Source organism: Methylomonas stagni, from assembly GCF_050154735.1.
GTDB lineage: Bacteria > Pseudomonadota > Gammaproteobacteria > Methylococcales > Methylomonadaceae > Methylomonas > Methylomonas koyamae_A.
This window is the reverse complement of record NZ_CP189557.1, coordinates 2,307,842-2,334,329: the sequence shown is the minus strand read 5'-3', so window position 1 is coordinate 2,334,329 and position 26,488 is coordinate 2,307,842. Positions and strand designations below refer to the sequence as shown.

General features: G+C 60.4%; 19 protein-coding genes. 10 read left to right on the top strand and 9 right to left on the bottom strand.

What is annotated here, in order from left to right; genetic code table 11:
• Window positions 1-33 precede the first annotated feature (33 nt).
• The 5 genes from ACP4CD_RS10890 to ACP4CD_RS10870 form a co-directional block, all read right to left on the bottom strand.
• Window positions 34-4,293: a PAS domain S-box protein gene (locus ACP4CD_RS10890; protein WP_426994561.1), complete on the bottom strand. Its 4,260-nt coding sequence runs from the start codon at window positions 4,291-4,293 to the stop codon at window positions 34-36.
• Window positions 4,293-6,287 (bottom strand): PAS domain-containing protein, encoded by a 1,995-nt coding sequence (locus tag ACP4CD_RS10885; RefSeq protein ID WP_426994560.1) that lies wholly within the window; start codon window positions 6,285-6,287, stop codon window positions 4,293-4,295. The genes ACP4CD_RS10890 and ACP4CD_RS10885 overlap by 1 nt, the downstream gene beginning before the upstream one ends.
• A complete protein-coding gene (locus ACP4CD_RS10880) occupies window positions 6,284-7,174 on the bottom strand; it encodes a transporter substrate-binding domain-containing protein (protein WP_426994559.1) in 891 nt (296 codons plus the stop codon). Before ACP4CD_RS10880 ends, ACP4CD_RS10885 begins: the two co-directional genes overlap by 4 nt.
• Before the next feature lie 54 nt (window positions 7,175-7,228).
• A complete protein-coding gene (locus tag ACP4CD_RS10875; protein WP_064027733.1) occupies window positions 7,229-8,320 on the bottom strand; it encodes a response regulator in 1,092 nt (363 codons plus the stop codon).
• Between the two features lie 208 nt (window positions 8,321-8,528).
• The gene (locus ACP4CD_RS10870; RefSeq protein ID WP_426994558.1) at window positions 8,529-9,944 is read right to left on the bottom strand and encodes a PLP-dependent aminotransferase family protein; all 1,416 of its coding nucleotides are present in this window, start codon (window positions 9,942-9,944) and stop codon (window positions 8,529-8,531) included.
• Between the two features lie 198 nt (window positions 9,945-10,142).
• On the opposite strand from ACP4CD_RS10870, the gene ACP4CD_RS10865 reads away from it, so the two are divergent.
• The 6 genes from ACP4CD_RS10865 (at window position 10,143) to ACP4CD_RS10840 (ending at window position 16,112) form a co-directional block, all read left to right on the top strand.
• Window positions 10,143-11,072: a DMT family transporter gene (locus tag ACP4CD_RS10865; RefSeq protein ID WP_313728711.1), complete on the top strand. Its 930-nt coding sequence runs from the start codon at window positions 10,143-10,145 to the stop codon at window positions 11,070-11,072.
• Complete coding sequence (locus ACP4CD_RS10860) at window positions 11,069-11,608, top strand: peroxiredoxin (protein ID WP_313728710.1); 540 nt, start codon at window positions 11,069-11,071, stop codon at window positions 11,606-11,608. The genes ACP4CD_RS10865 and ACP4CD_RS10860 overlap by 4 nt, the downstream gene beginning before the upstream one ends.
• Window positions 11,609-11,712: 104 nt before the next feature.
• Window positions 11,713-12,435: a response regulator transcription factor gene (locus ACP4CD_RS10855; RefSeq protein WP_064027761.1), complete on the top strand. Its 723-nt coding sequence runs from the start codon at window positions 11,713-11,715 to the stop codon at window positions 12,433-12,435.
• The gene (locus ACP4CD_RS10850; protein ID WP_426994557.1) at window positions 12,432-14,189 is read left to right on the top strand and encodes an ATP-binding protein; all 1,758 of its coding nucleotides are present in this window, start codon (window positions 12,432-12,434) and stop codon (window positions 14,187-14,189) included. The genes ACP4CD_RS10855 and ACP4CD_RS10850 overlap by 4 nt, the downstream gene beginning before the upstream one ends.
• 7 nt (window positions 14,190-14,196) lie before the next feature.
• Window positions 14,197-15,495, top strand: a complete 1,299-nt coding sequence (locus tag ACP4CD_RS10845) for a hypothetical protein (protein WP_426994556.1) — start codon at window positions 14,197-14,199, stop codon at window positions 15,493-15,495.
• Window positions 15,465-16,112 (top strand): methylamine utilization protein, encoded by a 648-nt coding sequence (locus ACP4CD_RS10840; RefSeq protein ID WP_426994555.1) that lies wholly within the window; start codon window positions 15,465-15,467, stop codon window positions 16,110-16,112. The genes ACP4CD_RS10845 and ACP4CD_RS10840 overlap by 31 nt, the downstream gene beginning before the upstream one ends.
• A gap of 213 nt (window positions 16,113-16,325) precedes the next feature.
• Here ACP4CD_RS10840 and ACP4CD_RS10835 read toward each other — a convergent pair whose 3' ends face one another.
• From ACP4CD_RS10835 to ACP4CD_RS10820, 4 genes are all read right to left on the bottom strand, one after another.
• Window positions 16,326-17,153 (bottom strand): spondin domain-containing protein, encoded by an 828-nt coding sequence (locus ACP4CD_RS10835; RefSeq protein WP_281022582.1) that lies wholly within the window; start codon window positions 17,151-17,153, stop codon window positions 16,326-16,328.
• A 264-nt stretch (window positions 17,154-17,417) separates the two neighbouring features.
• Complete coding sequence (locus tag ACP4CD_RS10830; protein ID WP_426994554.1) at window positions 17,418-19,250, bottom strand: hypothetical protein; 1,833 nt, start codon at window positions 19,248-19,250, stop codon at window positions 17,418-17,420.
• A 375-nt stretch (window positions 19,251-19,625) separates the two neighbouring features.
• Complete coding sequence (locus ACP4CD_RS10825) at window positions 19,626-20,792, bottom strand: Fic family protein (protein ID WP_426994553.1); 1,167 nt, start codon at window positions 20,790-20,792, stop codon at window positions 19,626-19,628.
• A gap of 225 nt (window positions 20,793-21,017) precedes the next feature.
• Window positions 21,018-21,917: a LysR family transcriptional regulator gene (locus tag ACP4CD_RS10820; protein WP_426994552.1), complete on the bottom strand. Its 900-nt coding sequence runs from the start codon at window positions 21,915-21,917 to the stop codon at window positions 21,018-21,020.
• 195 nt (window positions 21,918-22,112) lie between these two features.
• On the opposite strand from ACP4CD_RS10820, the gene ACP4CD_RS10815 reads away from it, so the two are divergent.
• The 4 genes from ACP4CD_RS10815 to ACP4CD_RS10800 all read left to right on the top strand — a co-directional run bounded on the left by ACP4CD_RS10815 (window position 22,113) and on the right by ACP4CD_RS10800 (window position 26,202).
• Window positions 22,113-22,730 (top strand): glutathione S-transferase family protein, encoded by a 618-nt coding sequence (locus ACP4CD_RS10815; RefSeq protein WP_426994551.1) that lies wholly within the window; start codon window positions 22,113-22,115, stop codon window positions 22,728-22,730.
• 669 nt (window positions 22,731-23,399) lie between these two features.
• Complete coding sequence (locus ACP4CD_RS10810) at window positions 23,400-24,020, top strand: pyridoxamine 5'-phosphate oxidase family protein (protein WP_426994550.1); 621 nt, start codon at window positions 23,400-23,402, stop codon at window positions 24,018-24,020.
• Window positions 24,021-24,098: 78 nt separating this feature from the next.
• Complete coding sequence (locus tag ACP4CD_RS10805) at window positions 24,099-25,688, top strand: tetratricopeptide repeat protein (protein ID WP_426994549.1); 1,590 nt, start codon at window positions 24,099-24,101, stop codon at window positions 25,686-25,688.
• 124 nt (window positions 25,689-25,812) lie between these two features.
• Window positions 25,813-26,202: a hypothetical protein gene (locus ACP4CD_RS10800; protein ID WP_313728698.1), complete on the top strand. Its 390-nt coding sequence runs from the start codon at window positions 25,813-25,815 to the stop codon at window positions 26,200-26,202.
• Window positions 26,203-26,488: the final 286 nt, after the last annotated feature.

Genomic DNA, 26,488 nt, shown 5'->3' with positions numbered 1-26,488 from the left:
CGCTGTTCGGCCGGCGATGCGCCGGCTGGTCCGCTAGGCGCCGCCGGAGGCGGGTTCGATGCCGATTCGGCTCAGTAAGGTTAGGGCCGCGTCGTAATCGTAACCGGCTACCGCTCGTTGAAAATCGGGGTGCGATTCGCCGAGCGCGGCTTGTAAAGCCGCGTCCAGCTCGCGCGCCGAGCGATTGGCCAAGGCGTTGTTTTCGGCGAGCAAATCCGCCAATTCGCTCAGGCGCCGCCGCGCTTCGGTTGGGTCGATGGCGGCGGCGACCGAGGCGACGAACGGCATGTCGCCGATGTCTTGCAACAAGGGTTGCAATTCGGCCGCGCAGGCCTCGATCAGCGGCAGGCAGAGGTCGGCGCTCAGCCGGTCTCGAAGCGCGCGATCCAGCGGGGCTATCCGCTCGGCCAGCGCGACCGCGCCCAAGGTTGCCGCGACGCCTTTCAGGGTATGGCTCAGCGCCCTGGCCGATTTGTAGTCGCCGCGCGTCAGCAGTTGGGCGATGTCGGTCGGATCGTCGCGGTTATGCTCGGCGAATTGGCGCAGCAGTTGCTGATATTTGACCGGATCGCCGCGCAGCATCGCCAAGCCCCGCTCCGCGTCGAGGCCGCGAATTCCGCGCAAGCGCTCCAGGAGCTGACTCGTGTCGTCGCCAGCACCGGCGGACTCGGCAATCGGCTGCGGCGATGCCGGTTCCGGCGTCGGTGTCAACCAGTGCAGCAACGTCGCATACAGTGCCGTCGGGTTGACCGGTTTGGCGACAAAGTCGTTCATGCCGGCTTGCAGGCAGGCGGCGCGGTCTTCGTCGAAGGCGTTGGCGGTCATCGCCAGGATAGGCAACGCCGCGAACTCCGGCAGTTCCCGAATCGCTCGAACGGCTTCCAGGCCGTCCATTTCCGGCATCTGCATGTCCATCAGGACCAAATCGTAATGGCGGCTCAGAATTTTCTCGACCGCCAGCTTGCCGTTTTCGGCGGTATCGACGATCAGGCCGACACCGTGCAACAGTTCCAACGCGACTTCGCGATTGATCGGGTTATCCTCGGCCAGCAGCAATCGGGCACCGGCATGGTTGCGGCGTAGCCGATTTTCGTGGTCGGTCGTCGGCGGCGGTAACGGACCCGCCGCCACGCCGTGACCGCGTTGCAAGCGGGCGGTAAACCAGAACCGGCTGCCGGCGCCGAGTCGGCTTTCGACGCCGGCATCGCCGCCCATCATTTGCGCCAGCTTTTTGGTGATGGCCAAGCCCAGACCGGTGCCGCCGTATTTACGGGTGGTGGAGGCATCGGCCTGGGCAAAGTATTCGAACAAGGTCGGCAATTGCTCGGCGGCGATGCCGATGCCGGTGTCGCTGACCTCGAAGCGGACCAGCAATCCGTCGTGTCGGTCTTCCAATAAACGCGCCACCAGTCGCACCGTGCCGGTTTCGGTAAATTTGATGGCGTTACCGGTGTAGTTGAGCATGGCTTGACGCAGGCGGGTGGGGTCGCCGCGCAACCAGGTCGGTACGCCGGCGTTTTCGACCTCCACCCGCAAGCCTTTATGCTTGGCTTGGTCGGCGGTGAGCGAGCGAATATGGTCCAGAACCGCCTCCAGCGCGAAATCGGTTTGTTCCAGTTCCAGCCGGCCGGCTTCGATTTTGGATAGGTCCAGAATATCGTTAATGATGGCCAGCAAGTGTTGGGCGGCGGCGTCGATCTTGTCCAGCCTTTCGCGTTGTTCCGGCGTGGGCAGACTTTGCCGCAAGATATAGGTCAGGCCGATGATGGCGTTCATCGGCGTGCGGATCTCGTGGCTCATATTGGCCAGAAAAGCGCTTTTGGCCTGGTTGGCGGCGTCGGCTTGGGCGCGCGCCGCAGCCAATTCGGCGGTGCGACTGGCCACCAGTTCCTCGAGGTGGTGGCGATAGCGGTCCAGTTCGGCGCCGATGCGTTTTTTCTCGGTGATGTCCTCCTGGACCGATACGTAGTGGCTGACGCCGCCGTCGCTACCGCGCACCGGAATCACGATGGCGAACTCGACGTATTCGCCGCCGTCCTTGCGCCGATTGACGAATTCGCCCTTCCAGGTTTCGCCGCGCGCCAAGGCCGCGTTAAGCGCTTGGTAGGTGGTCGCCGGAGTTTTGCCGGATTTTAGCAGTCCGGGCGTACGGCCAATGACCTCGTTCCGGCCGTAACCGCTACGTTCGACGAAGGCTTGATTGACGTATTCGATGTTGCGGTCAAGGTCCGTGATCAAAATCGCGTCGGGGCTTTGTTCGACGGTTTGCGCCAGTTTGTGCAGTTGTTCGTCGGCGCGTTTGCGTTCGGTAATGTCCAGATTGATGCCGGCCAAGCGGGCCGGCTGGCCGGCGGCGTCCAATCGGGCCTGGCCCTTGCTCGCCAGCCAGCGGATTTCGCCGTTATCGAGCCTTAGGCGGAATTCGACATCGAACGGTTCTCCGATTAAAACTCGGGACTCCCATTGCCGGTCGATTTCCGCCAAATCGTTCGGATGAATCAGATTGCGCCATTCCCGGTAGCTGACTTCGGTTCGGCCCGGCATCCCGTAAAGCCGGGCGCATTCCGGAGACCAGTAGCAGCGACCGCTGGTAATGTCCAATTCCCAGATACCGACGTGAGCGCCTTCCTGGGCCATCAGCAGACGCTGTTCGCTGGCCAGCAAGGCCGCCGCCGCGGCCTCGGCGCGCTGTTGGGCGGCCAGCGCGTCCTCCATCAGATTCAGCGCGGCCTGACGGGCTTGTTGCTGCTCGAGTAATGCTTGCTCTTGGTTTTCCAACAGGCGCGCTTCCGCCTGTTTTCTTTCGGTGACGTCGAAAAACGCCATCAATAAGTCGCCGCCCATCACAATGCCGGATACCACCGCGATGCGTTGACTGCCATCCTTGCAGCCGATGCGGTATTCCAACGCTTCGATGTCGCCGCCGCCGACGGTGGCTCCCAACACGGCGTCGCTCCAAGTGTTCATGGCCCAGGTGCGGTAGTGTGGATCGGGAAAGGCCAGCGTCCACCACAGATCGATGTGAGGGATGTCGGCGCGGGCATAGCCGAACGTGGTTTCGAAGCGGAGATTGGCGTCTAACAGCGTGCCGTCGCCGCCGACCAGACACAGCGGTAGCGGCGCATTGCGGAACAGGCTGCGGAAACGTTGTTCGCTGGCGCTGACCGCCGCCTGGGCGAGTTTGTGTTCGCTAATGTCCTCGACGCTGCCGCTCAAGCCCAGCAAGCCGCCGTCGGCGTCCAACTTCGGCACGCCTCTGGAGACGATCCAGCGGCGTTCGCCGTCGGGACGGACGATTTCGGCTTCGCATTGGTAAGGTTGATGCGAGGCCAACGCTTGCGCGATCGCCGCTTCCAGCCGGCGCCAACTGGCGGGTTCGAAGCGGCCGGCGATTTCGGCGAATTTCAGCGGCGCTAGGTCTGGCGGGTGGCCGAAGATGCGATACATTTCTGCCGACCAGACCGCTTGGTCGGTATGCGGGTCCCATTGCCAGCTGCCGACTTTGGCCAGGTGTTGGGCTTCTTGCAACGAGGCTTCGCTGTCCCTTAACGCAGCCTCGATGCGTTTGCGTTCCGTGATGTCTTCCACGACGGTCACGAAACAGCCCGCGCGATGTTCGGCGGCGGCGATCGAGCCGACCGTCAGGTTGACCCAGACTGGGGTGCCGTCCTTGCGCAAATAGCGTTTTTCCAGATTGTAGCGCTCGATGTCGCCGGCCAGCATGCGTTCGATTTGCGCCATGTCGTCGCGTAAATCGTCGGGGTGGGTGATGTCTTGAAACGACATGCGCGTCAGTTCGTCCGCCGAATAGCCGACGATTTCGCACAAGCGACGATTCACGTACAACCATTGGCCGTTCGGCGCGACCAGGGCCATGCCCGAGGCGGCGTGTTCCAACACCAGGTGCCAGTGCGACTCGGCGGCGTTCAATTGACGGGCGCGTTCGGTTTCTCCGGCGCGGGAGCGCTGCAGTTTTTCGCTCAGGCCGCTGACCAGAATGCCGTTGACGATCAACAAGGTCCATTGCATGGCTTGGTGAGGGGTGCCGAATGCAAAGGTGCCGAGCGGCGGTATCAGGTAATACGCAGTGAACAGGCCGGCCGAAGCAGTGGCCAGCACGCCGGGGCCGAAGCCGCCGAGCAAGGCGCTGAGCGCGATCGGCAGCATGAATAGAATCAAGGTCGGAGCGTCGCCGAACTCCGCGGCCAGCGATAAACGCACCGCGATCGCCAAACCGGTCAGCCATGCCGCAATCCCGTAGGCGCGTAAACGGCGGTAGCGATTCTCGGGCATTAAGCGTCTCCGCTCGCGCCGCCAACCGCACCGCCGCGGTGGATAAAGTCGGTGCGGTAGGGCGGCGCTTCGCCCAATCGCGCGCTTAACTCGTTGACTTCTTGCTTCAGTCGGATCATTTCCAGTTCCCGGCCGACCATGGCCCGATTAAAGCGTTCCAGTTCGGCGTTGCGTCGCGCCAGTTCGCCGGTTTGGCGGAGCAGCAGTGCTTCGGCATCCTTTTGGGTACTGACGTCGGACATGACGCCCACCATCCGCAGGGGCTTGCCGTCGATCGTACGTTCGACGACTCGGCCCTTGACTCGGAGCCATTGCGTCGGGCCGGCCGAGTTCGCCAAGCGATAGTCGATATCCACGTCCTGAGTTTCGCCGGCGAAGTGGGCGTTGAACGCGGTTTGAACTCGTTCCCGATCTTCGGCCAACACGCCTTGCAGGAAAAAATCGAAATAGGGCATTGTCGAATCGGGCCGGTAACCGGTCATTTCTCGATAGCGATGGGTCACGTAGGCGCCGCCTTCGACGATGTCCCAGTCCCAAAGCCCGTCTTCGCTGGCCAACAGAGCCAATTGCAAGCGTTCCTGGTTGACCAGTAAATGCCGCTCGGCCTGCCTTTTTTCGGTAATGTCGCGGGTCAGGCCGCGATAACCCAGTACAGAGCCGTCGTCCCCGCGAATCGGAACGCCATTGGCCAGGACTTGCCGGTGTTGGTCTTGGCGGTTGCGGATGGTGTATTCCAGGTCTCGAAACGGCAGACCGTGTTCGGCGATTTCGGCGAGCGTTTCGCGCGGGCCGGCGGCGTCGCCGGCCAACAGATCGAAGAAACTGGCGCCCAGCATCTCGTCGGCGCGATAGTCCAGCTGGTCTTGGATACTGTCGGACACGTAGCGGAAACGCCAGTCCGCGTCCACTTCCCAGATCCAGTCTGCGGAAGCCTTGGCAATGTCTTGAAAGCGCGCTTCGCTAAGCCGCAAGGCGCGCTCCGCCGCCTTGCGCTCGCTGATGTTCAGCGCGTAAGCCACGCGCCGGAGCGGTTTGCCGTCGGCGTCCTTGGTGACGGTGATGTCGATCATGACCGGGAAACGCCGGCCGTCTCGGTCGATGTGCTCGGTCTCGAACATGCCGTGACCGTTGCGATCCAGTTGCGGAAGCAAACGCTGGATTTGCGGCCAGACTTCGGGGGGATAGACCTTGGCGATGGGCTGGCCGATCAAATCCTCCGGTGCGTAACCGCGTTCGGCCGCGAATTTCGGGTTGACGGCCAGGAAGCTGTCGTCGGTGGCATCGGCAATCGCCAGCCCGAAATCGGCTTGATCGAAGGCGCGCGCCCACAGGCGCAGACCGGCTTCGACGCGGTCCCGGCCGCGTTTGGCGCGATAGGCGACCCAGCCGATGCCGAGCAGGGCGCAAGCCATCGTGCCTAATAGCCAACCGTAGTAACGGCCGAATGTCCGCATCCTCTCACCGAGGTTGGCGGCGATCAGATTGTCCAGCGCTTGGGCTTGACGCTCCAGCTCGAAAAAACGGATGCGTAACTCGGTTTGCAAGCGGGGATTGCCGGCGATACCGTCGCCGACACCGGCCAGCGTCTCTCGAAATTGGCGCATGGTTTCGGTGTAGGCGGTCAACTTTTGGGCGGCCGGATCGGCCTCGGCGGGCTTGCCGGCCGGCGATGCCGGCGCTTCCGCCAACGCGGCGGCCAGCGCCCGACTGGCTTGGTCCAATAGCGCCAAACCTTCGCGGCGGTCGAACGGCGATTCCGGCGTCGCCGACAAAAACACGTGTAGATAGCCCTTGGCCAAGTCGACTCTGGCATTGCGTAGCCAGGCTTGCTGACTGCCTACACGATCCAGCAGGTTTTGTTGTTCGGTCTGTATCCAGCCGAAGGCCATCGAAAACAAGGCCAACGCGAACAGCACCGGACCGGGCCAGGCCAACCCGTCGGCGCGCCGGTCCGCGAGGGCCGGCCAGTCGCGCTGGATCTCGGTCGGTTTCATCGCGCCATCCGGCCAAGTATTTCGGCGGTGGTGGTCGAACCGGGTAGGGCGTCGGCGCCGAAACCGAATGCTATCAGCAGTTCGCGGTGGGCCGCGCCGCCGACGAAGCCGGCCAGTTGCCGATTCCAACGCGCCAGCAGTTCGCGGTCGCCCGGCCGAAATGCCATGGCGCCAAAACCGATGTAACCCAGGCCGTTGTGGCGCGGCGCTTGAAACGGCGCGGCAATTTCCAATTTGCCCAGACGTTGATCGGCGACCATCCGGTTGACACTGGGTTGCGACAAGGCCAGCGCGGCGGTCAGACCGGTTTCGACCGCGACTCGGCCGGTCAACGCGTCCGGGACCACGATGATTTGCCGGTCGGCGACGCCGCAGGCACGCAGCAGTTCTGCTTCGACGGCACCGTGCAGGACCGCGACCTTCAGCTCGGCTTGAGCGGCGAGGTCGGCATAGCTGTTCAAACGATGAGGATTGCCGATGCCAACCAGCAAGGTTGGACCGACGTGGAAAGTGGGTTCGGAAAATGCCAATAGCGCGGCCCGTTGGGGCGTCACGAACAAGCCCGCGGCGATCATGTCGAAGCGGCCGGCCAGCAGATCGGGGATTAGCGAATCGAAGGCGGTTTGTTGCCAGTCGATTCGGGTAATGCCTAGTTCCGCGGCGATGTGTTCGACGGTTTCCACTTCCAGGCCGGTCAGACGGCCGGCGTCGTCGAGATAGACGTAGGGTGCCTCCAAGGCCGTACCGACCCGCAGCGTGCCGTCGCGGCTGATGAGCGCCCAGCTGGTATCGTCGGAGTCTGCGGTTGAGGCGAGCCACCAAGGCGCCACGAGTGCCGGGATCAGCACTAACAGCGCTATCAATCGGATGGCGTGGGGCTGACGCACGCCGGGCTCCCGGATTGATGTCGCCAAGCGAGAAGCGCGGCGGCGGAGAGTGGTTTAAGGGTTGGCATCGTCGCGGTAGGTGTCGGCGATCGCGCGGAACGCGTCGAAATCGCCGAAAAACGCCTCGACCAGATCGGGGTCGAAATGCCGGCCCTTGCCTTCTTCGATAATGCGCCGGACCTCGGTAAGGGCTAGCGCTTCCTTGTAAACCCGCCGGGAAATCAGCGCGTCGAATACGTCGGCCAAGGCCATGATCCGCGCCGACAACGGAATGGCGTCGCCGCTCAAGCCGTCAGGATAGCCGCTGCCGTCCCATTTTTCGTGGTGCCAATGCGCGATTTCCTTGGCCAGATTCAAAAAGGCCACCGGACCGGCGCCTTCGCGTTCGGCCAATTCGATCGCGTCGCTGCCCAGTTTGGCGTGGGTTTTCATGATGCGCCATTCCTGAGCGTCCAACGGACCGGGCTTGCGTAAGATCGCGTCGGGAATGCCGACCTTACCGATATCGTGCAACGGCGCGGACTGGGCCAATAGTTTGATGTAGTCGTCGGTCAACAGCGCGGAGAAGCGGGGATTGGCCGTCAGCTTTTCGGCCAGTGTCCGCACATAGCATTGAGTGCGCAGGATGTGGTTGCCGGTCTCGGTGTCGCGGATTTCGGCCAATCGGGCCAGTGCGCGGATGCTGACGTCTTGAATGGCTTCGTTTTCGCTCATGCGTCTGGCGATTTCAGACTCCAGCCGATTGTTGCGGATGCGCAGCCAATCGCGGGACTGTTTCAGTTCGAGTTGGTTGCGTACTCTGGCCAGCAAGATAGGCGCGGTGATCGGTTTGGTGATGTAATCGACCGCGCCCGCGTCCAGGCCTTGCAATTCGGCTTCGGCACTATCCATCGCGGTGACGAAAATGACCGGAATGTCGGCGGTTTGCGGTTGTCCGCGTAGTTGCTCGAAGACTTGGTAACCGTCCATGTCCGGCATCATCACATCCAGCAGCACCAAATCGGGACGAGGCCGGGTGCCGGCGATGGAAAGAGCCTTTCGGCCGGAATTGGCGACGAGTACCCGGTACAACGGCGCCAGCAATTCGCTAAGGACCGTTAGGTTTTCGGGCGCGTCGTCGACGATCAATACTGTTTTTCTGAGCATCGGTTGCGGATACTCCTTAATTTTTAATGTTTGCAATCGACAATGCGTTGCGCCGTCGGTGAATCACGCTGGGAACTCTATCACGATTTTTCCGAGCCGGTCCCGGCAAAACTGTGAGCGCAATCAAACTCCTGGGCTAGGTCGCCGAATACTGGAAACCGCTGGGGGCGGCCGGGCTTGACCGCTTCGATCGCGGGATTGGTTAGGCTCAGGCGGCGGCGACCAAACGCCCCAATTTCTCGACCGCGCGTTCGATGTTCTGATCCCAGTCGCAGGCACAGTTAATTCGGATGAAGTTGCGGTACTTACCGGTCGCCGAAAACACCGGACCGGGAGCGATACTGATACCCTCGGTCAAGGCCCGCCGCGCCAACAGTAATGCGTCGACCGCTTCGGGCAATTCCAGCCACAGCACGAAACCGCCGGCCGGTTGAGTCAGTTTGGTGGCGGCCGGAAAATATCGGACGATGGCGGCGGTCATTCTCGCGACCGCCTCGGCATAGCGGCGCCGGGATTGGCGCAGGCCGCGTTCGAAACCGCCGTCGGCCAGCAATTCGGCGACCGCCAATTGCGTCAATGAGGGCGTTGCCAGATTGGCGGTGTATTTCAGGTATTCGACTGACTTTAAATAGCGTCCCGGCGCGATCCAACCAATCCTCAGGCCGGGCGACAAGGATTTGGAAAACGACGAACAATGCAGCACCCGGCCGTCGTCGTCCCAGGCCTTGATGACCGGCGGCCGCTTCGCGCCATGACCCAAATCGCCGTAGACATCGTCTTCTATCAGCGCGAACCGATGCCGCTCGGCCAGACCCAACAGTTCGCGCTTACGCGATTCGCTCATTAAAAAGCCGAGCGGGTTGCTGTAGTTCGGTACCACCAAACAGGCCTTCACCGGCCATTGCTCGCAGGCCAGTTGCAGCGCTTCCAGGGATATGCCGTCGCGCGGGTGGGTGGGAATTTCGATAGCTTTCAGACCCAGGGCTTCGATGACTTGAAACTGACCGTAAAAGGTTGGCGACTCGATCGCGACAATGTCGCCGGTTTGGGTGACGGCTCGCAAGGCCAGCGCGATGGCTTCTTGGCAGCCGTTGGTCACGACGATGTCGTCCGCCGCCAGCGCGCAGCCGGCTTCCAGCATGCGCCGGGCAATCTGTCGGCGTAGTTCCGGATTGCCTTGCGCCATTTCGTAGCCGGCGATCCGGTTGCGATGGCGGCGGGCGCAACCGGCCAGGGCGCGTTCGATTCTAAGGACCGGCAGAAAAGACGGCGCCGGGACCGCGGCGCCGAAGGGTACGGTGCGGCGCTCGGCGGCGGCTTTGGCTAAACGCAGCACCAATTCCTGGCCGCTGACCGGCGACGGCTGCAGCACCGGTCCGGACTCCTCCGGTTCCGGCAATTTGGTCGCCGGCGCGGCCGGACGCACATAATAACCGGATCTCGGTCTGGCTTCGATCCGGCCGAGGTCTTCCAAGTAACGCAAGGCCTGCACCGCCGTCGCGGCGCTAACCTGTTGGGTTTCGGCCAATTGCCGCACGCTGGGCAAGCGTTCGCCGGGTCGGTAAACCCCCAAGGCAATGGCGCTGGCGAGACGTTCGGCGATTTCCTGGTATAGCAATGACATTGGGCGACCGTTACAGTTGTGGGTGGCGGTGACGAATACAGACAAGCGTTTGCGGATTCTGTATTGGTTAAATTTAACACTTTTGGGTCTGTATCGGTTTTGATTGAGTCGGCTAGCATAAGCACGTCAATTGTCGGTAGGGCTTGCGGGTCCGATTCGCCGACGATTCGATGTTTCGCCAACCTATGAGAAACCATCATGAATCTACCGAATCAACCGCGCGGTGCCGACGGGCGTGCCGCGTGCTTCGGGATGCTCGGCATCCTGGGTTTCAGTTTAACCTTGCCGGCCACCCGGCTGGCTGTCGCGGACCTGGACCCGGTCTTCGTCGGCCTGGGCCGAGCCGTGGTCGCCGCCGGGCTGGCGGCCGTTGTGCTTTGGTGGGCGAAAGCGCCCCGGCCTTCCCTACGCCAATGTGGACGATTGGCCCTGGTCGCGGCGGGCGTGGTTGTCGGTTTTCCGCTGCTCTCGACGTTGGCCTTGCATACCGCCGCCGCCGCGCATGCCGCGGTCATCGTCGGTCTGGCACCGTTGGCGACCGCGCTCTGCGCGGCTTGGCTGGCCGGCGAGCGTCCCGGCATCCTGTATTGGACGGCCACCCTGATTGGCGGCGCGACGATCGTTGGTTTTTGCTGGTGGATAGGCGGGGGCGGGCTTAGCCGGGCCGATTGGCTGCTGCTCGGGGCGGTGGCCTCGGTTGGTTTCGGCTATGCCGAGGGGGCGCGGATGTCGCGCGAGCTGGGCGCTTGGCAGACTATCAGTTGGGCTTTGCTGTTGGCGGCGCCGTGTTTGTTACCGGCGGTCTGGCTGGCCGCGCCGGCGCACTGGGCGGCGGTCGGCTGGACAAGTTTGGGCGGTTTCGCTTACGTCAGTCTCGTCAGCATGTATCTGGCCTTTTTCGCGTGGTATAAAGGTTTGGCGATGGGCGGCATTGCCCGGATCGGTCAACTGCAATTGTTGCAGCCGTTCCTGACGCTGGCCGGCGCGGCGCTGATCCTGGGCGAAGCGGTGGGCCGCTCGCAAATGATCGCCGCTTCCATCGTGTTGGTTTGCGTGATCTTGGGCCGGCGCGAGCCGCGCCGCTTGCGCGTTCCGGCCCTTTCACACTCTGACGCGAGGTCGCCATGAATAAATATTCGCCGATGTTAAAACGCTTGGCTTTGTTTTTGACTTGGCTGCCGTTCGCGTCGCCGAGTTGGGCCGATCCGCCCACTCTCGGCGGTCCGGCGCCACTGTTTCGCTTGCCTACCCACGACGGCGGCGCATTCGATTTGGCCGAGCGGCGCGGTAAGGGCTGGACCGTATTGTATTTCTATCCCAAGGCCGGCACGCCTGGCTGCACCACCCAGGCCTGTGCGTTCCGAGATGCCATCGACGTCATTCGCCGCCAAAATGCCGAGGTATTTGGGATCAGTACCGATAGCGTTGCCGCTTTGCAGGCGTTTCACCGCGAGCATCGCTTGAATTTCACGCTGCTTGCCGACGTCGATGCGCTGACCACCGACGCCTACGGCGTAAAAATGCCGGTGCTGACGATGGCCAAGCGCCGCACATTCATACTCGATCCGGAACTGATCGTCCGGCGCATCGACGACGATGTCGATCCGGCCTTGGACGCGCAACGGGTGGCCGATGTATTGCAAAAATTGCAAGCCGGACCTTAAACAACCAAATCTCACGGAGTTATCACGGAGCGGTGAGTCTTTCGTGAATGGCGTCGCGGCCTGGATTGGCCGATAATCGGCGTTTTTTAAACATCCTGCCGTCGATGCTTAAAACCAAACACCTGCTGCTGGTCGAAGACGATCCCGACATTGCCGGCCTGCTGGCCGACAATCTGCGCGACGAAGGTTATCGGGTGGATGCCGTCGGCGACGGCGATGCCGCGCTGGCGGCGATTGCCGGCAATCGCTACGACTTGCTGTTGCTGGACGTGATGCTGCCCGGCGTCGACGGCTTGGAAATTTGCCGGCGGGTGCGAGCCGGGCCGGTGTATACGCCTATCATCATCGTCAGTTCCAAATCCAGCGACATCCAACGCGTGGTCGGTCTGGAAATGGGTGCCGACGATTACATTGCCAAGCCCTTCGCGCTGGCCGAAGTCGTCGCCAGAGTCCGCGCGCTGTTGCGGCGGGTGGCGGCGTTGAGCCAACCGGCCGCCGAACCGGCCGATGCTGTTCTGATCGCCGGCGGTTTGCGGATCGATGCGCAAAGCCGCGCGGTGGCGTTGGACGGTCAACCGGTAGCCCTGACCGCGCGCGAATTCGACTTGCTGCACTTCTTCGCCCGCCATCCCGGCCGCATGTTCACCCGGCTGGAATTGCTGAACCAGGTTTGGGGTTACAACCACGACGGCTACGAACACACTGTCAACTCCCACATCAACCGCTTGCGGGCCAAAATCGAAGCCGATCCGGCCAAACCGGCGCGCATCCTGACGGTATGGGGCGTCGGCTACAAGTTCGCCGGAGCGGACGATCCCGGCGCATGACGCTGAGCTTCCAAAGCCGTATCGCGCTGTTGTTCGCCGCGCTGTTCGTCGCGGTGCAGGCGCTGACGGTGGTCTGTATTTATCTCGCGGTACGCGACAATCTGTTGCGCCAACTAGACCAGGACTTACGCTACGCCGAGCAAGCCTTCCGGCAACTGCTGGTCGAACGCGCCGAACGAGTCGCCGGCGAAACCGGCTTGCTGGTCGCCGATTTTGGGTTTCGCAGTACCGTGACCGGCGGCGATCCGGCCACCATCGCCTCCGCGCTGGAAAATCTGCTGTTGCGGGTCCGCGCCCAGCGCGGCATGTTTATCGACCCGCAATTCAACGTCGTCGCCGATAGTGCCGGATTATGGCAAGGCCGGCCGTTTCCGTATGCGCAAACCTTGGCGGAGGCGGACGCCGACCGCCCGCTGGTTTGGTTCGGCCTGCTGAACGATCGCCTGCAGGAATGGGCGCTGGTGCCGGTCCTGGCGCCGTTGCCGATGGGCTGGGTGGCGGTGGCGCAGGCCGTCGACGAACAGCGCATCGCCCGGTTTCGGCAAAACTCGTTATTGCCGCTGCATATCGGTCTGGCCGAACTGAATGCCAACGGCAACCGCCTGCTGGCCGGTTCGGCCCCGGAGGCGGCCCTAGCTTTGCTGAACAACCCGGCCGACCGGGCGCTGACCGCCACGGTCGATACCGGTCAAGGCCGTTATCTCGGCCGGGTACTGGCTTTGCCGGCGGCCGGCCGCGCGGAAGGCATCGTCGCGTTGCTACAAATCAAATTCACCGACGCCTTCGCCGGCTACCGCCATATGCTGTTACTGGCGGCCGGGGTGTTGTTGCTCGGCCTGTTGGCGACTCTGACCGGCAGCGTGATCATCGCCCGTAATCTGTCGCGGCCGCTGCGCGCGCTGGCCGGCGCCGGCGAACGGGCGGTCAACGGCGATTTTGCCGCCTCTTCGCTCACCGGCCGTAGCGACGAATTAGGCCGACTGGCCGATACCTTCGTCCGCGCCGCGCAACTGGCCGGCCAACTGGGCGAACTGCGTCAGAAAGACCAGGAACGCCGCGAGCTGGTGGCCTCGGTATCGCACGATTTGCGCACGCCGCTGGCCGCGTTGCGCGGCTTTCTGGAGACCATGCAGCGCAAGGCCGATACCCTGCCGTCCGACGAGCAGCAACATTTTCTGGATACCGCGTTGCGTCAGACCGAAAAAGTCAGCCGCTTGGCGCAAGAGTTGTTCGAGCTGGCGAAACTGGAATGCGACGACGCCAGCCTGAATCCCGAGTCCTTCAACTTGGCCGAATTGCTGCAGGACGTCGCCCAAAAATACCGCTTGCAAGCCGAGCAGCGCGGCGTGAGCTTGCAAGCCGAACTGCGCCCGGATTTGCCTATCGTCGCCGCCGACATCGGCCTGATCGAGCGCCTGCTGACCAATCTGATCGACAACGCGTTGCGCCACACGCCGAAAGGCGGCCGAGTCCGGCTGGACGCTTGGCCGGCGCGCGGCCGAGTGGCGGTGGCGGTCGGCGATACCGGCATCGGTATCTCTCCGGAATATCTGCCGACTTTGTGCGATTGGGACTCGCCGCTGGCCCGCCGCGCCCGCGCCGACGGCGGCGGTTTCGGGCTGATCGTGGTCGGCAAGATCGCCCAGCTGCACGGCGGCCGCTTGCAAGTGGAAAGTACCCTCGGCGTCGGCAGCGAATTTCGTTTTGACTTGCCGTTGGCGGATTCGGCGCGCGCGGCCGGCGGCAGCCGGTAACCGAACCATGCGCCGCAGACCGCCAACGTCGTTCCTGTTGAGGCCGGAGTCCGCGATTTCGGTCTGCCGCGGATTTTCTCTAGCGCTGCTGACTGTTTCCGGCTTGCTGTCACCCGCCCGAGGAGCCGCCGACGGCCAATTTCCGGAAGTGACTTGGCACGGTCTGCTGGACCTGCGCTACCAACACAGCGACGCCGCGCCGGGCGAGCTGGAACACGGTCTGGGCAAGCTGCGCGCCGGCGGCGAGCGCGACCGCTGGCGGGTCAACGAAGCCGCCGCTACCTTGCAAGTCAGACTGGACTGGGATTGGATGCTCAACGCCACCGTCAAATACGCCGACCGTCAATCGACACCGCTGGACTTGACCGAAGCCTATCTGGCCTACCGGCCGGTCGGCGCAGCCGGCTGGCGTTTGGCCGGCCGGCTGGGCATGTTCTTTCCGCCGATTTCGTTGGAAAACACCGGCACCGCCTGGAGCAGCCAGTACACCTTGAGCTCGTCGACGATCAACGCCTGGGTCGGCGAGGAATTGCGCGCGTTCGGCGGCGAGCTGCGTTTGGATTACCAAACCGAAGCCGGCGACAAACTCGGCGTGTTCGGCGCCGTTTTGGCCAACAATGATACCGCCGGCCTGATGTTGGCCTGGCGCGGCTGGAGTTTGCACGACTTCGAATCGGCCTTGACCGGCCGTCTGCGTCTGCCGGACGGCATCGCCATACCGGCCTTGTTTCCGAAGCAGGCCAATGCCAGCCAGACCTTCGTCGAAGTGGATGGCCGCCCCGGCTTTTACGCCGGCGTCGCCGCCGAACGGCCCCAGCGTTACACCTTGCGCGCGCTGTATTACGACAACAACGCCGATCCGGCCGCGCTGTCCGCCGGCCAATACGGCTGGCACACCCGCTTCTGGAGTTTGGGCGCCAAAGCCGAATTGCCGTGGGAAACCACTTTGATTTCGCAAGCAATGACCGGGCGAACCAGCATGGGCGAATTGCTCGGCGACTTGCGCGCGGTCGACGTCGGCTTTTGGTCGGCAAGCTGGCTGTTGAGCCGGCCGCTGGGCGACGGCCGTTTCAGCGTGCGCTACGAACGTTTCGGCAGCGACGAACGCGATTACCTGCCGCAAGACCGCAACGGCGAACATGGTCAAGCCTGGACCGTCAATTACAACCTGACCTTTGCCCAGCACCATCAATTGAATGTCGAATTCAGCCGCATTTTCAGCGCCCGCCCGGCGCGGCAGGAACGCGGCGAAGCCGCTTATCAGGAGGACACACTGTGGCAAGTCGCTTACCGGCTGTTTTTTTAACGGCTTGGGCCGCGGTCGCGCCGGCCGCGGAATTGGCGGGTAAAGCCTTGGCCGGCGGCAGGCCGTTGGCCGATCTGGTGGTCGCGGCCCAAGCCTTGGACGCCGCCGGCCGGGTCAACGATCCGCCGGCACCGGCGGCGATGGCGCTGGATCAGAAAAGCCGCGAATTCGTCCCGCACGTGTTGGCGGTGCGCAGCGGCACGCCGGTGTATTTTCCTAACAGCGACGCGATCAAGCACCACGTCTATTCGTTTTCCGCGGCCAAGCGTTTCGAGATCAAGCTCTATAGCGGCGTGCCGCGCGAACCGGTACTGTTCGACCGCCCCGGTATCGTCGCGCTGGGTTGCAATATTCACGACTGGATGTTGGGTTACGTCTACGTCAGTGATGCCGATTACCTGGCGGTTAGCGACGCCGAGGGCCGCTGGACGCTGGATTTGCCGGACGGCCGCTACCGCTTGAGCTTCTGGCACCCTGACGCGTTGGAACAAGTGGCTGAGCAAATCGTTAACGTACCGGCCGCCGAACTGACGGTAACCGTGGAATTAAAAACCCGCTTCCCCACCGGCAAGCCGCCGGCCAGTTTGCAAAATCAAGGTTACGGCGACGGGTTTTGACTCGGTGCGAAACCGGAGTACAAATCCAGATTTGCACTCCAAACCGGACGTGGGCAGCGGCGAAATGGGTCAGGGGGAATGCGCCATTTCGCCACCGAGTCCGAAAAATTAAAGCCAGTCGCTAGACATCAGGGATGGAACAACTCGACTAGAGCCGGGCGCCGATCAGAGTACAAATCTAGATTTGTACTCCACCGAGTTAAGCCGAGTGCCTCAAGCCGGCAAAGCCGACGCAGGCGCCCGCCGCCGCAGCCAACCGAACAACGGCAACGCGCTGCCGAACAACCAAGCCGCCGCCGGTACCGGCACTTGCGACACCGCGCTGATTTGCAGCAACGGCGTATCGGCGCCGGGCAGGTCGGTAAAATTGTAACCGGCTGCGGTCGCCAGGCCGGCGTAGACCGCGAAGTCGTGGTTGGCCTGAATCGTGCCGTTTTGTGCCGGACTGTCCAAGGCATTGGAACCGGCCAAGAAAGCCGCGCCGGTGGTGCCGTCCAGTTCGGTGCCGGCGTCCCAAATGCTGCTACCGTTCTCGACGAAGGTGCCGCCGGTGAAATGGCCTTGGGCGTCGAACAATTCGATTTCGGTCGGCGAGTCGTTGCCGACGAAACGGTCGTTGGACGGCACCACCATCGCGAAATAACTCAGGTAGCGGTTTTTAACCGGGTCCAGATCCAGGGTGACGCTGCCCTTAGCACCGGGCAGGAAAATGCCGGGGCCGAAGGCGTTGACCGACGCGGTCACCGTCGCGCTGGTACCGCCGGCCGCCGCCGCGCCGCTGGCCGCGAACGCCGACGACAAGCCGGCGCCGCTGCCTAACTCGGCAATCGCTTCGATGGCCGACGAAGCCGTGGTGCCGACATCGAACGCGTCGAAGGTACCGTCGTGCAAGGCGATGAAAAACGGACTCAAGGCCGGCCCGTTGGCGGCGGACAGATTGCTGAAACTCAGCGTGACTTGAGCCGCCTCGGCCGAACTCAACGGAGCGGCGCCAGCCGCCAACAACAGCGCCGACAGCGCAAAAGCGTGGTTTTTCTGCATCGTGATTCTCCTTAATGTGAATGCCAAATGGCGCGGCCATTGTGCAATCGGAAAAGTCACGAAATCTTCACGGGGTGGTCAAATGGGCGTGAGATGTGGGGGCTTGTAAATCAGGTCAAAATGCCAGCCGTAGGGTGGGCAAATTTGCCCACCGTTTCAATTCGCGTGAACACAAACACCGTGCCCCCCACCCGGCTGCTCTTTTTATACGCTGATGTTAGCGAATTGTTATGTGGCTGCCGCCTAGCTTTCATGTCGTTCAGGTCATCCAAACAGATATTTGCCAGTAAACCAAATAGATCGCCCGAAGTTGTGGATAAGCTGCTCACCTTGTCTTAGATACGAATCGCTTTGGTCAATGCCAGCAAGCTTGATGGCATCTGTAACCTTTGATCCGGTCGGATGCGCATCACCGACGCGCATATCATAGGCGCCAGCAATTTCGGCAAAGACTTGGCGGGCCTTATCGATTCCAACCTTCTGGGACAAGATATCTTGCAGAAGCTTATTTGAACCAAGCTTTTCTTTTTCTGCGTGTGTCGAAAGTTTGCGAAGGTCGCGAATGTTGAGTCGATCAGAGAAGACGCGGACAAGTTCTTTCGCCAGTCTTAGTAAAGAAGCTTGGTCCCTGCTGTGAAAGCGAGACACTTGCTGCATAGCCGATTCGTCATCGATTTCATGGCTGAACAAGTCAACCCCAAACTTGTCGCGGAAGCCTTGTTCGAGCATTCGCATGCTCTGAAAGAGCATCTCCTCGACCGCATGTGTAGACGCCGGTTGGGCCTTGACTTGCGCCGATAGCAATTCTCCTGATACCTTCCCCTCTGGAACAACGTTGTGCGCTGCCCAGATGTGCTGTTCCCAAGCAGGGAGACGAGCGATGTCGTATGCGTAGATCGTTAGCAAGTCGGCGGAATTTATACCAAAGTGTGTAGCATATCCGGAGGTTGAGCAAATAGCACCGGTCTCCGCCGTGTACCACTTCAGGGCGAAGCCGCGGTGGCCTAGTAGGTCTATCACTACGCTTGAACGAAACCAAAGCCATCGACCGATATCCTCGCTATCCAGTTCGGAAGATGCCATGCGTTTTCCATCAGTCTCGACGATGAACTGAGGGAGATTCGTCTCAGTATCTCCTCGAACTCTGATACTTTGAGATTTATGTTCAATCCATTCATCTCGCCAGAATTCACCCTCAACCCGAACACCTTCATAGCCGCCACGTTGTCCTTGCGAGCTTTCATGGCCAGTGTTGTGGTCGTTTTCTGCTCCCATCACTGGGGCGTCTTCATCTTCATCGACGTCCGTTCGCCAAGCACGGAACATCGCCCAGCTCCCTCCGAAAACGTCATTAATGGCGCGAATTCGAAGTTCAAATCGGCCTCCGTCTCGCTCCTCTTTATGGTCTTTTAGATTTGCGTAATCGCTGCTTTCAAGCAGTGACACATTTTCCACTCTTTGGCGGTAGTAAGAGAGTCGAAGTGATAGATTTCTTGCTGCCAAATAGTCAAGGAGAAATTCCCGCTTGATCTCGATCAGGCGATGTTCGCCTTTTTCATCAAAACTCTCACGGGCCACTACAACGAAGTCCTCTTCAGGTCTAACCCAATTTGTACCTTCTTTTATCAGGCGGAGCGCAACTACCAAATCAGGATTCAATATCCATCGTTTCCCACCAACGACAGGCTGAGGATGTTCGAAGACCAGGTTAAAGCCTATTGGCTCCTTATCGTTGTACTGAAATTGATCAATAGATGCGTAGTAGCCATCTTTGTATGCATAAGGCGCTACGGTATGACCTATTCCAATATCGCTCCAGCCTAGACGCTCCTCAACCAATTCACGATGCTCTGGTGGAAATGCGGCAGACCCACAGCCAAAATATTCGCTGATGTGGTCAATGTTTTTAACATTCCCCTTCTCGTCATTTATTGACGCCCTCAACGGGACCCAAGTCGCGTTCGAAAAGGCTCGGCGAGTTTCTTTTGTTTGGAAAATCCAATCTTGATTCATGACTAATCTCACACCTTCAGCGAGTTGCAAAACTCTTTCCTGCGGCATGACACCGCATTCAGCAGCTTTTTCGTTGCAATGCATTGTTAGGCTAAATATCCTGGAAACACTCTGGCATTCGAGAGTGTTTGATAGTAGCCCGCTCCGAGTAACATAGCGTATTCGGAGGCATGCAGACCGCGCACTCGTCCGGTGACTTTTCACTAAATGGGCTTCGGCTTCCCTTCGCTGAAGCCTTGCAAATAGACCGCTAACTTAGTGTGGTCGCCTGTTAAATCAGCCTACGGGCGCTCTGCCGGATCAACTCGGCCATGGGTAGCTTTCTCTTCTCGATTCAACAGGTTGATTACATTGCTCTTCTTCATCGTACCGTATTCGGCGGCTGGTTTTGTTCGGTCGCAGACAATCAGACCGATACGACCACTTTGAATCAATGCCAAACATCCGTTGTAGATAGCTCTAACGGCCCGCCGCACTGTTCAAAGAAGCCGGAATAAACCCTTCGTTCGATAGCGCCAAAATCACGCCGCGTATCAAAAAGCTGCTGCTGAAGCCTATCGTGTATTGTCTTGCGCCGGGCTTGATGGGTTGCAGCATTTGGCGTTCGACCAGCTTTTTTATTTGATAAGTGCGTTGCATGCCGGTCATGTTGGGCATGGCGCTTTCGAAATCGGCGGCTTTGGCGGTGCCGGCTTTTGCCGCGATGTGCAAAATCTTTTCTTCCTGCGTCGTGATCAATTCCCGCTCGCGGGCGTAGGCTAATGCCGGAGCCAGGATTTTGGCGCCCAAATAGCCGAAGTCGGCTAATTGGTCCAGTTTGCGCAATTCGTCCAAAATGCCTTGCAGTACGTAGACGCACCAATTTTCCAAACCCGCGCCAGTGCCCTTATCGGCTTGGGCGAGCATGGCGTAATAGCGGTCGCGGTCGTTGCAAAATACGGCGGTCGGGTTTAACACACGGCCGCCGGTGTTGACGTTAAACCCGTATTTGATCAACAGCGCATAGGTCAGCAACCGAACAACGCGGCCGTTGCCGTTACCGAACGGGTGTATCCAGCCAAAGCGATGATGAGCCAGGGCGACTTTGATCAAATCGTATTTTTTGGGATCACCCGCATTGATAAACGCCACTAGCTCGGACATATAGCCGGGCACCAACAGCGCTTCGGGCGGCAAATGCTCCGCTTGCGCGATTTGTACCGGCCGTTGCCGATACGCGCCCGGCGTGGCATCGCCTTCGCGTTCCAAACTATCGACCGTCATCGCGTGCAGCTCGCGGATAAAGTGTTCGGTCAGCTCCGCGCCGGGATCGAAGTGTTCTTCGATGAAGTCCATCGCGGTTTCGAGGTTGACCATTTCGCGCAACTGATCGCTTGGCGGTTGCGGGCCGCCGTCCAGTTTGCTCTCCACGTAATCGGCCAGGGTTGTATGATTGCCCTCGATCCGCGCCGAACCTAAACTTTCCAGCATATGGAAAATTCGTTTCAATTGAAAAAACACCTGCGGCGGTGTAGTGCCGCCCAATTGCAAGCGCCGCAAGTATTCGAGCTCCGTCAACACGTCCACCAACGGCGAATCGAACGCCGGGTTGAGTAGAGTCAAATCGTAGTGATTAAATGCGGGCATGGTGTGGGTTTTCTTGAAATGGCGATTCTTATATCTTTGATATTGTTTGTATTGACAAACAATATCAAAAAGTTACGAATACAGCCCTAAAAAATTATCTTGAATTGACCTGCAGATTATCTTGAAAACCGCCGTTGCACAACTTCACGTCGAACATTCGTAGGCGATACTGTGAACGGTGTTCAGAGGCATCATAGCGACACCACCAAAGCCGCTTTTATCGCCTCACAACCACCGCGCTTCCCTTCGCAACCGCTCGGAAATCAAATCGACGAAGCTTCTGACCTTGGCCGAGGCGTAGCGGCCTTCGCGGTGCAGGACGTGGATCGGGACCGGCGGCGGTTCATGGCGGTTTAGCACGGTTTGCAGTTGGCCGCTGGCGAGGTAGGGGGCGACTTGGTAGGACAGCAGGCGAGTCAGACCCAAGCCCAGCACGGCGGCTTCGATGGCGGCGTCTATCGTGGTCGTGACCAGTCGGGGTTGGACCCGCACGCTGAGCGCGTCCGCGCCGCTGCCGAAGCGCCAGTCCGGACCAGCACTGAGGCCGCCGGCGGCGATTAGGGCATGGCCGGCCAGTTCGCTCGGGTGGTTGGGGGCTTCGTGGCGCTTTAAATATTCCGGCGCCGCGCACACCACCGGCCGCACTTGGCCGACGCGCAGCGCCCGCAAACTGGAGTCCGGCAATTCGCCGATGCGGATGCCGACATCCATGCCTTCTTCCAACAGATTGACCACCCGGTCGACGAACATCGCCGTCACGCTCATTGCCGGGTAGCGTTGCAGATAATCGACGATGCCGGGCATCACGTATAACTTGCCGAACTGCGCCGGCGCGGTGACGGCTAGGTGGCCGGCGGGCTCGGCGTTGATGCCGGCGGCGGCTTCGTCGGCTTCGTCGACGTCGGCCAATATCCGCTTGGCGTCTTCCAGATAACGCTGGCCGGCATCGGTAACCCGCACCAGCCGGGTGGTGCGCTGCAGCAGCTTGACCTGCAAACGTTCTTCCAACGCGGTAATCGCTCGCGTCACCGCCGGCGGCGACATCGCCAAACGCCGGGCGGCGCCGGCAAAGCTTTGCGCTTCGGCGACCGCGACGAATACCGTCATCGCTTGCAGTTTATCCATCCTCCACCTCCTTAAATCGATCCGAACCGGGGTCGGTAAGCGGCGCTTGAACACCTATTTTATTCCGATAAACGGAATAGTGAATTGTAGTTTGTCCGTATTCTGTTTATTCGAGGTAGTCAATACACTGTCCCCACGGTTGGCAAAGGCCGGCCGCAACCCGATTCCATCATTCCCTACATTACAGAGGTTTTTATGAAAATTTACGAATTCCGCGCTTTCCCCAACCCGCTCCGCGCCCGGATGGCCGCCGCCGAAAAAGGCTTGACCGACCGTATCGAGTTTATTCAGGTCGACGTGCCGAACGGCGAACATAAACGTCCCGAGTTTTTGCAGCTGAATCCGGTCGGCAAGGTGCCGGTGTTGGTGCTGGACGACGGCACGGCGATTGCCGAGTGCACCGCGATTACCGAGTATCTGGACCATAGCGCCGGCACGCCGGTTTTGACCGGCGAAACCGCCCAACAGCGCGCGCAAATCCACATGCTGCAACGCCGCGCCGAGGCCTTGGTGCTGGACGCCGCCAGCGATTATTTCCATCACGCCACGGTCGGTTTGGGCAAGCTGGAGCCGATCCAAATTAAGGAATGGGGCGAATACCAGCGCCAGGTGGCGATCAGGGGCATGCATTATTTCGACAGCGTGCTGCGCGGCCGGCGTTATGTGATGGGCGAACAGTTGACGATGCCGGACATCACGTTGTTTGCCGGTCTGGCCTTGATCGACCTGCTGCAGATTGGCATTCCGGAAACTTGCACGAACTTGCGCGACTGGCGGGATCGAGTCGGGCAACGGCCGAGCGCATCGGCTTGATCGGGTTTGATCATGCCGTTTGAGTGGGCGGGAGTCTATTGCTTGGCCGCTTGAGGTTTTAAGTTCCCTTCGGCTCCGCTCAGGGAACGGACTCTTCGGCTCCGCTCAGGGAACGGACCCTTCGGCTCTGCTCAGGGAACGCCCGGTGATACATTCGACTCCGTGCAGGGTACGGCCGGCGGTCCCTTCGGTTAAATTCTACTCCGTGCAGGGAAGGCCCGAAGGCCCTTTCGGTTAGATTCGACGCCATCCGGAGACGAACCGGCGAATTCCGCGAGCGAAGGCGAACCGGTGGGATCCCTGAACGGAGTTGAACGGGCGCGTTCCCCGAGCGGAGTCGAACGGGCGCGTTCCCTGAGCAGAGTTGAACGGGCGCGTTTCCCGAGCGGAGATGAACCGGCGGGCTCCCAGATCGGAGTTGAACCGGACGGTTCCCTGTGCGGAGTTGAACGGGCGCGTTCCCTGAGTGGAGTTGAACAGGCGCGTTCCCTGAGCGGAGGCGAACTGGCGCGTTCCCTGAGCGGAGGCGAACTGGCGCGTTCCCTGAGCGGAGTCGAAGGGTCCGTTCCCTGAGCGGAGTCGAAGGGAATGGCCCGGTTGGCCGAAGCCGCGAAGCTTCAACAAAAAACATCCATTATTTTCATCTTTCCGCAATCGAGGTAGATCGCCATGTCCAGAGCCTTTGCCGACATTTGTTTTACCGATTCGGTGCGCGCGGCGCAGAACCGTTACGGCAGCCGGGACGGCAATCTCGGTTTCGAAACCGCCGCCGATCCGCGCGCCGAGCTGGGCGAGACCGAGCAGGCCTTCGTCGCCGAGCGCGACGGCTTTTATCAGGCCAGCGTCGGCGAAACCGGTTGGCCCTACGTGCAGTTTCGCGGCGGCCGGCCCGGCTTTCTAAAAGTGTTGGACCCACGCACGCTGGCTTACGCCGATGTGCGCGGCAACCGCCAGTACATCAGCGTCGGCAATCTGGATGCGGACGGGCGGGTGGCGTTGATTCTGATGGACTACGCGGCGCGGCGCCGGTTGAAAATCTGGGGCGTGGCCCGCATCGTCGAATTGGGAGCGGCCGATTGGCTGACGGCTTTGCCAGCCGAAGCCGGCGTCGAGCGGGCCATCGTCATTGATGTAAAAGCTTACGACTGGAATTGCCCGAAGCACATCACGCCGCGTTTTACCGAAGCGCAAATCCAGCAGCGCGTCGCCGGCCTGCTAGCAGAAATCGAAGACTTGCAAGCCGAAAACCGCCGAATGCGCGAAGGTTTGGCAGCCCGCGATCGCAGTTGAACAACCGGCCGGCTTTGCCGCGTCGGCGCGGTTTGCGGTATGCTGCGCGCCTCGTCTTTTCGAATGCCGACAGCCGTTATGAAAGCCCCACTCAAGCAACCGCAACCGGCGGAATTACAAGCCATTCACCAACTGTTTCAAGCCGGACAAGTGGCGTTGGCCGAGGTCCGGGCGCAAGCGTTGGCCTCGGCATTTCCCAAATCGCTGCCGGCCTTGAATTTATTGGGCATGTGTCAACAGGCGCAAGGCAAATTGCGCGAGGCGGCCGCCAGCTTTCGCAAGATGATCGCGCTCGATCCCAACATCGCCGAAATTCACTTTAACCTCGGCGCGATTTACACCCAGCTTAACGACGCCAAGGGCGCGATGGCCGCCTATCGCAAGGCCTTGCAAATCAAGCCGGATTTGACGGTCGCCCATTTCAACCTCGGCGCGCTTTTACAACAGCAAAGTCAGTGGCAGGAGGCGGCGACGCATTACCGGCAGGCGGTGGAACAGCAGCCCGGCTATTTTCAGGCCTGGGCCAACTGGGGCGCGGTGTTGCAGACGGTCGGCGACCTGAAAGCCGCCGAACAGTGTTACCTCAAGGCCTTGGAAATCAACGCCGACGCGCTGGGCTATTTCAATCTCGGTACCAATTTGTACGATCAAGGCGCCCACGACCAAGCCATCGAGGCCTTTCGGGAAGCCCTGCGGCTGGACCCGCAATTCGCCGACGCCTGGAGCGACCTGGGCGAGATTTACCGCGATCAAGCCAATATGGACGAAGCGGTGCGCTGTTACCGCGCCGCCTTGCAAGCCAACGCCGAGCACGGCCGGGCCAATTACAATCTCGGCGAAAGTTATTGTCTGGGCGGCCAGTTCGAGCAGGCGATACCGTATTTTGCCGCCTCCGATTTTGCCGATGCCCAAGAGCGGGTGCTTTTATGCCTGTATAAAACCGGCCAGTTCGACGCGTTTAAACAGCGTTTGGATCAGTTCATTGCTGAAGATCGTCATGGCTCGGTGTTGCTGGGCAGCCTGGCGACCCATTACGCCACCAATTTTCGCCAAGTGGACGCTTACGGCTATTGTCGCGACCCGATGAGGTTTGTCCGGCATACGTTTATCGAAGAATTGGCCGACCCGAATAGCGCATTGCTGAGTCAATTGTTGGACGACGTCAAACACCTGGCCATCGCCGAGCGCAAGCAGGGCCGTTTATATTACGGCATGCAATCGGCGGGGAATTTGCTGCAACGGCCGGAAGCGTCGTTCCAGCAGTTGGCGATGTTGATCCGCGCCAAAGTCAAAGCCTACCGGGACCACTTCGCCGGTAGCGACGACGCGTTGATCCGGCGCTTTCCGAAAGCCCTGGAGTTTGCCAGTTCCTGGTATTTACGGATGAATCAGGGCGGCTATCTGACTTCCCACATCCACGAGGAAGGTTGGATCAGCGGTTGCGTGTATCTGCAACTGCCGGATAAATGCGATAGCCACGAAGGCAGCTTCGAATACGGCACCGATGGCGACGATTACCCGCGCCTGCACGACGACTTCCCGACCCAAATTGTCGATCAAAAAGTCGGCGACTTGGTGTTGTTCCCATCCTCGCTGTTCCACCGCACCATTCCGTTCAATTCCGACCAGGAACGCATCTGCATTGCGTTCGATATAAAGCCGGCTTGAATCGCGCGCGGCAAAACCAGGGTCGCCGGCGTCGCCGTTTGGCAAAGACAAGCAGAAGGCTAAGTGCGCGTTAGTCGTTAACCGGTTGCCGAAGCGGGCATTAGGCCGGCTCGGCTTAGCGCTTATGGCTTACTTCCGTCAGGCCGAGGGCTCGCCACTCGTCGACGAGTCGTTGCCGAACTTTCGGCGTTTCAGGTATGGGCTTCCGAATTGCAATAAACCGACGCTGCAGCGCGACGGCGGGCGTCGATTGACAGGCGAAGCGGTAAACCTAAAAAGGGCAGTTGGCGTGTATTGCGGGCCGTTCGTGCTGAGCAACGTCGAAGCATGGACGGCTCGCAATACACTCACCAAACGGGTGAATGAAAAATCCCGCGCGCCCTTCGACAAGCTCAGGACGAACGGGATTTTTCATCGCCAAACTGCTCTTTTTAGGGTAAACGATCGTGAACCATACTATTTCTCAGGTATTTTCAATGAAGCCTGTTATTCAATTTGTTCGCGGCTTAACTAAAAAGCTAACGATTGAATATATGTAAAAACCTATCGCCTTAGTCTGATGCCTCCCCCGTAGCCCCGATTGTCAGAGTAGCTTCCAGGCTCATGCTGGCAGTGGCTAGTCCAAAAAACCCGGATTGACAAACAATTTCGTTATAACTTATTGTGCATAACGTCGATATATTTTGACGGATATAACAAATCGAAAAAATTCTCGTCGCCAGGGTCATCTTAAATACAGGCTTTGTTTGGGACTTGGCGGCGGAACGGCATGTGGCTTCCTGCGCTTGGTACTTGGTATA

What these genes read in the sequence shown, in the direction of transcription:
- ACP4CD_RS10845 (WP_426994556.1), top strand. Translation starts at nt 14,197, where the DNA reads ATGCGCCGCAGACCGCCAACGTCGTTCCTGTTGAGGCCGGAGTCCGCG.
- ACP4CD_RS10850 (WP_426994557.1), top strand. Translation starts at nt 12,432, where the DNA reads ATGACGCTGAGCTTCCAAAGCCGTATCGCGCTGTTGTTCGCCGCGCTG.
- ACP4CD_RS10855 (WP_064027761.1), top strand. Translation starts at nt 11,713, where the DNA reads ATGCTTAAAACCAAACACCTGCTGCTGGTCGAAGACGATCCCGACATT.
- ACP4CD_RS10870 (WP_426994558.1), bottom strand. Translation starts at nt 9,944, where the DNA reads ATGTCATTGCTATACCAGGAAATCGCCGAACGTCTCGCCAGCGCCATT.
- ACP4CD_RS10860 (WP_313728710.1), top strand. Translation starts at nt 11,069, where the DNA reads ATGAATAAATATTCGCCGATGTTAAAACGCTTGGCTTTGTTTTTGACT.
- ACP4CD_RS10865 (WP_313728711.1), top strand. Translation starts at nt 10,143, where the DNA reads ATGAATCTACCGAATCAACCGCGCGGTGCCGACGGGCGTGCCGCGTGC.
- ACP4CD_RS10890 (WP_426994561.1), bottom strand. Translation starts at nt 4,293, where the DNA reads ATGCCCGAGAATCGCTACCGCCGTTTACGCGCCTACGGGATTGCGGCA.
- ACP4CD_RS10885 (WP_426994560.1), bottom strand. Translation starts at nt 6,287, where the DNA reads ATGAAACCGACCGAGATCCAGCGCGACTGGCCGGCCCTCGCGGACCGG.
- ACP4CD_RS10815 (WP_426994551.1), top strand. Translation starts at nt 22,113, where the DNA reads ATGAAAATTTACGAATTCCGCGCTTTCCCCAACCCGCTCCGCGCCCGG.
- ACP4CD_RS10805 (WP_426994549.1), top strand. Translation starts at nt 24,099, where the DNA reads ATGAAAGCCCCACTCAAGCAACCGCAACCGGCGGAATTACAAGCCATT.
- ACP4CD_RS10800 (WP_313728698.1), top strand. Translation starts at nt 25,813, where the DNA reads ATGGCTTACTTCCGTCAGGCCGAGGGCTCGCCACTCGTCGACGAGTCG.
- ACP4CD_RS10820 (WP_426994552.1), bottom strand. Translation starts at nt 21,917, where the DNA reads ATGGATAAACTGCAAGCGATGACGGTATTCGTCGCGGTCGCCGAAGCG.
- ACP4CD_RS10830 (WP_426994554.1), bottom strand. Translation starts at nt 19,250, where the DNA reads ATGCATTGCAACGAAAAAGCTGCTGAATGCGGTGTCATGCCGCAGGAA.
- ACP4CD_RS10810 (WP_426994550.1), top strand. Translation starts at nt 23,400, where the DNA reads ATGTCCAGAGCCTTTGCCGACATTTGTTTTACCGATTCGGTGCGCGCG.
- ACP4CD_RS10825 (WP_426994553.1), bottom strand. Translation starts at nt 20,792, where the DNA reads ATGCCCGCATTTAATCACTACGATTTGACTCTACTCAACCCGGCGTTC.
- ACP4CD_RS10835 (WP_281022582.1), bottom strand. Translation starts at nt 17,153, where the DNA reads ATGCAGAAAAACCACGCTTTTGCGCTGTCGGCGCTGTTGTTGGCGGCT.
- ACP4CD_RS10875 (WP_064027733.1), bottom strand. Translation starts at nt 8,320, where the DNA reads ATGCTCAGAAAAACAGTATTGATCGTCGACGACGCGCCCGAAAACCTA.